At 62.0% G+C, this 7744-nt stretch carries 6 protein-coding genes; 2 read left to right on the forward strand and 4 right to left on the reverse strand.

Features of this window, described 5'->3' with window-relative positions; all coding sequences use genetic code 11:
* Window positions 1–5: 5 nt before the first annotated feature.
* The 3 genes from MB818_RS21405 to MB818_RS21415 are packed head-to-tail and all read right to left on the reverse strand — an operon-like array spanning window position 6 to window position 894.
* Entirely contained in the window at window positions 6–401 is a 396-nt protein-coding gene (locus MB818_RS21405) for a VRR-NUC domain-containing protein (protein WP_238906414.1), read from the reverse strand.
* Window positions 398–637 carry a hypothetical protein gene (locus MB818_RS21410; RefSeq protein ID WP_238906416.1) on the reverse strand — a complete coding sequence of 80 codons (240 nt, stop codon included), beginning with the start codon at window positions 635–637 and terminating at the stop codon, window positions 398–400. Before MB818_RS21410 ends, MB818_RS21405 begins: the two co-directional genes overlap by 4 nt.
* Window positions 637–894, reverse strand: coding sequence for a helix-turn-helix transcriptional regulator (locus MB818_RS21415; RefSeq protein WP_238906418.1), 258 nt, complete (start codon window positions 892–894; stop codon window positions 637–639). Before MB818_RS21415 ends, MB818_RS21410 begins: the two co-directional genes overlap by 1 nt.
* Window positions 895–1466: 572 nt before the next feature.
* Between MB818_RS21415 and MB818_RS21420 the strand changes: the two genes are divergently transcribed.
* Window positions 1467–2732 carry a tyrosine-type recombinase/integrase gene (locus tag MB818_RS21420; RefSeq protein ID WP_238906420.1) on the forward strand — a complete coding sequence of 422 codons (1266 nt, stop codon included), beginning with the start codon at window positions 1467–1469 and terminating at the stop codon, window positions 2730–2732.
* A gap of 20 nt (window positions 2733–2752) precedes the next feature.
* Here the strand turns inward: MB818_RS21420 and MB818_RS21425 are convergent, their stop codons facing one another.
* Window positions 2753–3352, reverse strand: a complete 600-nt coding sequence (locus MB818_RS21425; protein WP_238906422.1) for a hypothetical protein — start codon at window positions 3350–3352, stop codon at window positions 2753–2755.
* Window positions 3353–4247: 895 nt separating this feature from the next.
* On the opposite strand from MB818_RS21425, the gene MB818_RS21430 reads away from it, so the two are divergent.
* Window positions 4248–7744 (forward strand): cadherin-like domain-containing protein (locus MB818_RS21430; protein WP_238906424.1); only part of this gene is annotated, 3497 nt, incomplete at its 3' end.

Here is a 7744-nt window from a genome sequence, read left to right on the forward strand (position 1 = left end):
GTGGCTCATGGCGCGGGCCTCCGCAGAGCAGGGGCAATGCGGGTGGTGAACCCATGATCAGCCAGTGTGCCCAGCGCGTCATCGAGACTGCGGACCAGCGCCCAGCCAAAGCCCTGCGCCAGTACCGCATCCCGAAACGCGACCTGCGCCGGACTGAGCCTGCCCGTGACCGACTTCAGTTCCAGAAACAGCACGCGCCCCTCGCAGAGCACCATCAGATCGGCAAAGCCGGCATGGACGCCCATGCCGACGAGGATCGCCTGGCGCTTCGCACCACGGGGACCGGCCTCAGTTACCTCGTTGGCGCAGTGATGGATGATGGCAGATCGGGGCAGGGCGAAGCGTAGCGCCTGTACCACGGCGCGCTGCAGATCAGCCTCGGGTGTGCCACGGCGCTTCATGGCCTTCCCCTCCGGGCATCCTCGCGCTGGGCGCGCTGAACTGACCGCCGGGCGTCAACAACCACAAGGAGCCGCTGCGCGGCCTCACGCTCGTCCGCAGTCTCGCCATGCCGGATCAGCACGTCACAGGCGAGCCGGATCAAGTGATCGGAATGATGGGCGACATCGGCAAGGACGGCGCGCGCCTCTGCGAGGCGCTCGGCCGGCCAGGCGGATGATTGATCAGCCCCTGACATCAGCGACGCCCTCCGGACCGACGGCGGCGGGGTGCGGCCTGTTCCTGCTCTTCGAGCCAATCCTCGACGGCGGCGCGGCGATAATAGACCTTGCGGCCGGCGCGCACGCAGGGTGGTCCCGTCCGCATGGCCTCCCACCGGCGCAGGGTGTCGACCGAGAGGCCGAGTTCCAGCGCAAGATCGAGGCGGCTGATCCAGCCGGTCAGCAAGGTGCGGGGTTTGTCTTTGAGTTCTGGCATCGATCCGAGATGCGGCATCGGGGTCTCCCTGGTCCTGGCCCCAAAGCGGGGGCGTCCAATGGGAGCAGTGAGCGCAGACCCGACGGGGTGGCGGCGAGGCAGAGGGTGGCAGTGAGAACGCCGCCCCCGTGCCACCCCTTGTTTTGTTGGAGAATTGCCGGTTTGCAGCCCGGGACGTCACGCACCTGGCGGAGGTGGGTCGGAGCGCCGACAGAACGCCTAGCCTGCAAACACCGGCAAACATCCGGATTTACAGGAGATTCGCCGACATTGACCGACAAAGAGGGGGTGGCATCCGGCAGGGACCCCCTGCCACCCATTGAATTCTCTGGAGATTTACAAGTTCGAGTGCGTTCACAGCCCGGTTTGGCGACATATTGGCCCGGTCTTTCGCGCGTGATGCTGGCAGCCGTCATGCCGCAAGAGGTCGTTATGAACTCGCCAATGCAGAAACCTTAGAAAAACAAGGGGTGGCAACAGTATAGCGACCTCTTTGCCATCCTCTGCCTCCCTGCCACCCAGGTCCCCATGCTTGTCTTGATAGTCAGGCGAAACCACGCCTCATGTCGGATGCAACAAGGACTGAGTTCATGCCGGACCGCATCAAACTGACCGAGAAACTGCTCCGCGAGGCCGAGCCTGTGAGGGGGCGCGACTACCAGATCTTCGACGCCGACCTGCGCGGCTTTGCGGTGTGCATATACCGTGGCGGCGGGAGGGCCTTCACGCTGGACTATCGCCATGCCGGGCGACAGCGGCGGATGACCTTTGCACGCTGGCCGGACTGGTCGGTGGCGGCGGCCCGGGAGCGGGCGAAGGAGCTGCGGCGCGAGATCGATGCCGGGGGCGATCCTCTTGCCCAGCGCGAGGCAAAGCGGGAAGCGCCTCGCGTGACCGATCTGATCGAACGCTATTGCGCGGAACATCTGCCCAAACTGTCAGAGCGCAGCGCGGCCGATCAGCGGTCGGCATTGTCCAAACTGGTGGCCCCGGTCTGGGGCCGCAAGCTCGTCACGGAAATCACGCCCACCGACGTGGACAAGCTCCTGACCAAGATCGCCGAGGGCAGGGCGCGTCCGCATAAGGACAAGCCGAACAACCGGGCGCGAAAGCTGCAGGGTGTCAAGCCTACCCCGGTACGCGCCAACCGGATCGGGGAGATGCTGCGCAAGATGTTCACGCTGGCCGTTCAGTGGGGCTGGTGCGAGGACAACCCCGCCCAGCGCTTTCATCGCCGCACCGAGACACCGCGTGAGCGGTTTCTGTCCAGAGAAGAAATCGGACGTCTCGCCGCCGCGCTCGAAGCCGCTGACGATCGGCGCGCGGCGGATATCATTCGCCTCTGCATGTTGACCGGCGCCCGGTTGGGTGAGGTGCGTCAGGCCCGGTTCGAGCAGTTCAACCTCGAACACATGAGCTGGTCGAAGCCACCCACCATGACGAAACAGCGCCGCGCGCACCGGGTACCAATCTCGGAGGAGACCGCCGCCATCGTGCGCCAGCGCCAGCTTCTGGTGCCAGGCGGCACGCCGTGGCTGTTTCCGGGTGATGCGCCTGGTCAACCGGTGCAGGAGGTGCGGCGGTTCTGGGCGCAGGTCCAGAAGCAGTGTGGGTTACAGGATGTGCGGATCCACGACCTGCGGCACACCTTTGCCTCGCTCCTGGTCAGCGGGGGTGCTTCTCTCGAGATGATTGGCAAGCTGCTGGGGCATAGCCAGATGCAGACGACATTGCGTTACGCCCATCTGATGGACTCGCCCTTGCGGGCCGGCGTGGACGCGGTGGCCAGCGCCTTCCGCCCGAAACCCCGACTGGTCCATGACGCCAACGACCGGGATTCCGTCAAATCGGCGTGATCCAGAACCATCTCAAATCATCACGCGTGATCTTTTTGCAGCGCCCGCCAGACTGGTGTGACCTTTCGGCGGATGCTGCGCTCGTCCGGCATCTTCTTGCCGTTCGAGCGATCGGCGAACCAGTCTTGCATGTCGGCGACGAGTTCCGCCTGCGTCGCAGGTAGGCCATGATCATGAATGCGTTGGATGAGCGCGATGTTCATTCCATCCCAATCGTAGGGAGTGGATGATCCCGACCCAGACGTCACGCGGCGCACCATGTCGTTGTCTTCCTCGAAGGCGTGTACCTCATCTGCCTGGATCATCATGTCGGCAACCGCCACGACAACACCGTCCGGCGGGTCGGTGATGATCTGCCAATCCGTAGCCCCGGCGGGCATGATCCGGCGCACCACGCCTTCGGTCGGGCCGGTCCCGCAGCGGCGAAAGAGCGGCAGAAGATCCATTGGGGAAATCACCACCTGACCCGCGGCTACTTCATTACCACAAAGCACCAGACCGATACCGGTCATGATGCGGAACCTTCCGCCTGCGGCCCATCCTGCCACATCGGCGATGTTGCAACCCCAGCGGGCGGTCACTTCCTGAAGGGTAAAGAAAAGGCGCGGGGGCAAAGCCATGGCAAATCATCCTCATATATATTCGAGGATGGGCCGAGCTCATACCTGCGGCACCCCGTGCCGTAGGGCACGGGTCGAGTGATCGGGCGCAATGATGCGTTAAGCGCCGAGGCGCTTTCCATCGCGAGATGGGCGTTCCGATGAATCTGTTCTGCTTTGGGTTGAGGTCTGCTCTCCTCGGAACGAATACCTGCCGCCAGTCTCGATTCGACACAAGGGGACGCGCCACACGAAATTGTGGATAACGAAACCGGCGAACGCGAGGTCATCCAGGGCGAATGGTTGCTGAGTGTGACCATTGAGGTAGCAAGCTGACGGGTTGCAAAAAAGATTGGAACGGTCAACAGGGGCGGACACCGGCTTTTCTCTGCGACCGCGAGAAACCCGAGTCGAAACGGCGAAAGCTGCCGTTCAGTCCGGGCTTCAAGACCATTTTCTGAACCGGACCTTCGCTGCGCCGGTATCGAGCGTCTCACATGCGGACCAACCCGCCATTTGTGCAGTTGCTTTGAATGACCGCTTCTTCGAATCCGCATACGGACAAGATCTGAAAGAAGCGGAATCAGCCGGTCGAAGGCGGCGTCCGCCAGCCATCAGGAGGTCGACTTTCTCCAGCGACAGACCCACGCGGCAGCAAGTAACGACTGGCACGCCTTGGGCTTGCAGTTGCGGCACCGACAAGTAGTTCACGACGCGAATCGTGCGGCATGTGATGAATTCATTCGCTGGCGCCTGTTTTTGAAAAAGGCAGTCGGCACGGGCCTCCCGGCAACAGACACAGGGGAGCAATGCGACTAATCGTTGCGTTCGGGAATTTTTTTTCTATTTTCAAGACCCGCGCTATCGTCTGACGCGAGCTGGCGGAATCTGACGCACGTAGCAAGTGGAGGAAAGAATGCCTGGCAACGGCAACGGCAACGGCAACGGCAACGGCAACGGAAACGTCCCCCCCATCAATCCTCCCGGTCAACCGCCAATAACACCACCCGGTCTGGGCAATGTTTCTCCGCCTGGTCAGGCCCCAGTTGCACAAGATGATGTTCTTGGGATGGACGAAGACACGTTGCTTTCTTTGAGCCTGTTTGGTGACAACGGGTCTGGTTCGGATTACGACCCCAACGGCGATTTGTTCAACATCTCTGCAGTTGCTGGTCTGCCGCTTTTTTCGGGCGCGCCAATCTCGGTTACGTCGTCCGGAGGACGGCTCGCTCAATTGGCGGTCTTCTCGGACGGCACCCTTTCCTTCGACCCCACGATCTCGTTCAACGATCTGGCCGAAGGTGCAACCGACACGATCGTGTTTCAGTACACTATCGTCGATGAAAAGGGTTTTGAGAGCGTGGCCCCTGCGACCGTGACGCTTACGATCACGGGCCAGAACGATGCGCCTACACTTCAGGCAACCGTTGCCTCGGCCGTAGAGGACGGACCGTCCGTCGACGTGGATCTTGCGGTCCTCGGGGCCGATGTCGACACCGATGACGACGAAACGACTCTGTCCTACACTGTCACGGGTGTGCCAACCGAGGGCACGGCGTCCATCGGGGGCACGGCATTGACCTTCGATCCGGGCGCCGATTTCCAGAACCTCGCCGAGGGTGAAACACGTACTGTGGTGGTCACGGTTCGAGCGACCGACAGCCATGGGGCTTGGGCAGAAAACGACATCTCCTTCGTCGTCACCGGTACGAACGACGCACCGACGATCGAGCCGGCCGTCATCCATGTGACTGAGGATGGCCCCTCTTTCGACTTGGACCTCGCCGCGATCGCCAACGACATCGACAGCGATGACGACGGGACGACTCTGTCCTACAGAATTACCGGTGCATCAACCGAAGGGACGGCGTCCATCTCGGGCACAACGCTGACCTTCGATCCGGGCGCCGATTTCCAAGACCTTGCGGATGGCGAAACCAGGGATGTGGCGGTCGAGGTGTCTGCCACCGATAGCCACGGGGCTACTGCTACGTCGATTGTCACCGTCACCGTCACTGGTACCAACGACGCACCGGTCGTGACGGCGATCGACGCGGGCTCGGCGAGTGAGGACGCTGCTCCGGTCGTGATCGACCTGCTCGCAGGACAGACTGACGTTGACAACGGCACGGTGCTGTCCGCCACGGACATTAGTGTTTCCGACGACCTCGGCAACGCAGTTGCTTTCAGCGACAACGGCGATGGGACGATCACCATCGACCCGTTCCAATATGACGCGCTCAACGACGGAGAGAACCGCACGTTGACCGTCAACTACGGAGTCTCCGACGGGATTACGGTCACCTCGAATACCGCAACGCTCGTGGTCGAGGGTGTGACTGACAACCTGCCGCCAGACGCTGGTGACGACCACATTGCCGGCACGATCTACACCTATGGCGGCGCCGTGGTGCTGGACACCCTCTTGTCCAATGACACCGATCCGGACCTCGATCCGCTCTCCATCGGCTCCGTCCTGGGCGCCAGCGCGCTCGGTGCGACCGTCACGCTCAATGGCGACGGCACAGTTTCGTATGATCCCTCGACCATCCCGCCTTTCGCGGAACTGACCGGCGGTGCGACGATCGACGACAGCTTCACCTATACGGTGACCGACGGCAACGGCGGCACCGACACGGCGACGGTCATGCTGCACATCTCCAACGAAGACGACCCACCGGTGCTGAACGGAGAGATCCCGGCGCAATCCGCGTTCGTCGACCTGGGATACAGCTATCAGCTGCCGGCGGACTTGTTCGTCGACGACGACGAGGGCGGGCCAATCACCTACAGTGTGACATTGGCGGATGGTTCGGCCCTCCCATCCTGGCTCACCTTCGACGCCGGTACGCGGACATTGACCTTCGCAGCAAATGCTCCGGGGGCCGGCGATGTCGGCATTTTCGAAGTGTCGGTGATCGCGACAGAAGAAGACGGCCAAGCCCGTTCGACGACCTTCGATCTCGCTGTGCTTGACGGCAGCCAGATCAACGGTACTCCAAATGACGACCTAATCATTGGCACGATTCAAGGTGACCTGATTTTCGGACTCGGTGGGAACGACACGATTTCCGGGCTTCCCGGGTCTGACGTTTTGGACGGGGGCGACGGGAATGACAGCGTGGACGGCGGTGCTGGGGATGATGTCCTTACTGGCGGGCTTGGGGTGGACACCCTGATCGGCGGGGACGGCACGGACAGTCTGGACGGCGGTTCCGGCAATGACAACCTGTCGGGAGGCGATGGGAATGATACGCTCCTCGGCGGCGATGGGACCGACACGCTGAGTGATGGGAACGGGGACGACTACGTTGATGCCGGAGCGGGCGACGACCAGATCAGGATCAATTACGGGAATGACGTCCTCATCGGTGGAGAGGGGAACGACACCTTCTATGACAGCACCTACAACACGCTGACCGGGACCAAACTTCTGGACGGCGGCGCAGGAAACGATGAGTTTTCGATATACAATTACGACGGTGACGTTGACATTCTCGGTGGCGACGGTGCCGACAGCGTTTCACTCGAATTTTTGCTTGGTGGAACCTACTCCATTGATGGTGGCGCCGGAAACGACTACTTTGGTGTGTACAATTCCGTCAACGCTACGGTCATTCTGGACGGCGGCGACGGCGACGATGTGATCGACACGCGTGATCCGTATGGCGGTGTGTTCATCATCTCGGGCGGCGACGGCAATGATACGATCCACCTGAAGCAAAGCTACCGAAACGGTGGCGACTACACCATCGACGCTGGTGCGGGCAACGACCTCATCACGAGAGCGGGCGCCAATGGGGACTCCTCGGTGCATCTGATCGCCGGCACTGGCGCGGACGTGATTCAGGTGAGCGCCAAAATATCTGATGGGGTCTATACACTCGGTGACGGGCTCACTGGTGACACGGATCAGGACACCCTGGTGATCCAGTCCTGGGACGGCACGGCGACGAGCGCAATCAAGGTGACTGACTTCGATCCGGCACACGACCTGCTGAATATCGACGCCATCCTGAATGGCCCGATCACCGGCTGGGACGGCAACGCCAACCCCTTCGGAGCGGGGTTCATGCGCCTGCAACAGGATGGCGCCGACACGCTCCTGCAGGTGGACCTGGACGGCGGCGGCGACAATTACGTCACCGTCGCGATCCTGCAGAACACCACCGCAACCGACTTCTCCGAGGCCAACTTCTTCCCACCATACCCGCCGGATGGGAGCGCACCGGCGGGCATGTCGCTAACCGGGACATCCGGCGACGACACGCTTGTCGGTGGTGTCGGTCCGGACACTCTCCTCGGCCTCGATGGGAATGACATACTTCAGGGCGGACCCGGGTCTGACGTTTTGGACGGGGGCGACGGGAATGACAGCGTGGACGGCGGTGCTGGGGATGATGTCCTTACTGG

Source organism: Ruegeria alba (genome assembly GCF_022321465.1).
GTDB lineage: Bacteria > Pseudomonadota > Alphaproteobacteria > Rhodobacterales > Rhodobacteraceae > Ruegeria_B > Ruegeria_B alba.

What these genes read in the sequence shown, in the direction of transcription:
- MB818_RS21405 (WP_238906414.1), bottom strand. Translation starts at nt 401, where the DNA reads ATGAAGCGCCGTGGCACACCCGAGGCTGATCTGCAGCGCGCCGTGGTA.
- MB818_RS21410 (WP_238906416.1), bottom strand. Translation starts at nt 637, where the DNA reads ATGTCAGGGGCTGATCAATCATCCGCCTGGCCGGCCGAGCGCCTCGCA.
- MB818_RS21415 (WP_238906418.1), bottom strand. Translation starts at nt 894, where the DNA reads ATGCCGCATCTCGGATCGATGCCAGAACTCAAAGACAAACCCCGCACC.
- MB818_RS21420 (WP_238906420.1), top strand. Translation starts at nt 1,467, where the DNA reads ATGCCGGACCGCATCAAACTGACCGAGAAACTGCTCCGCGAGGCCGAG.
- MB818_RS21425 (WP_238906422.1), bottom strand. Translation starts at nt 3,352, where the DNA reads ATGGCTTTGCCCCCGCGCCTTTTCTTTACCCTTCAGGAAGTGACCGCC.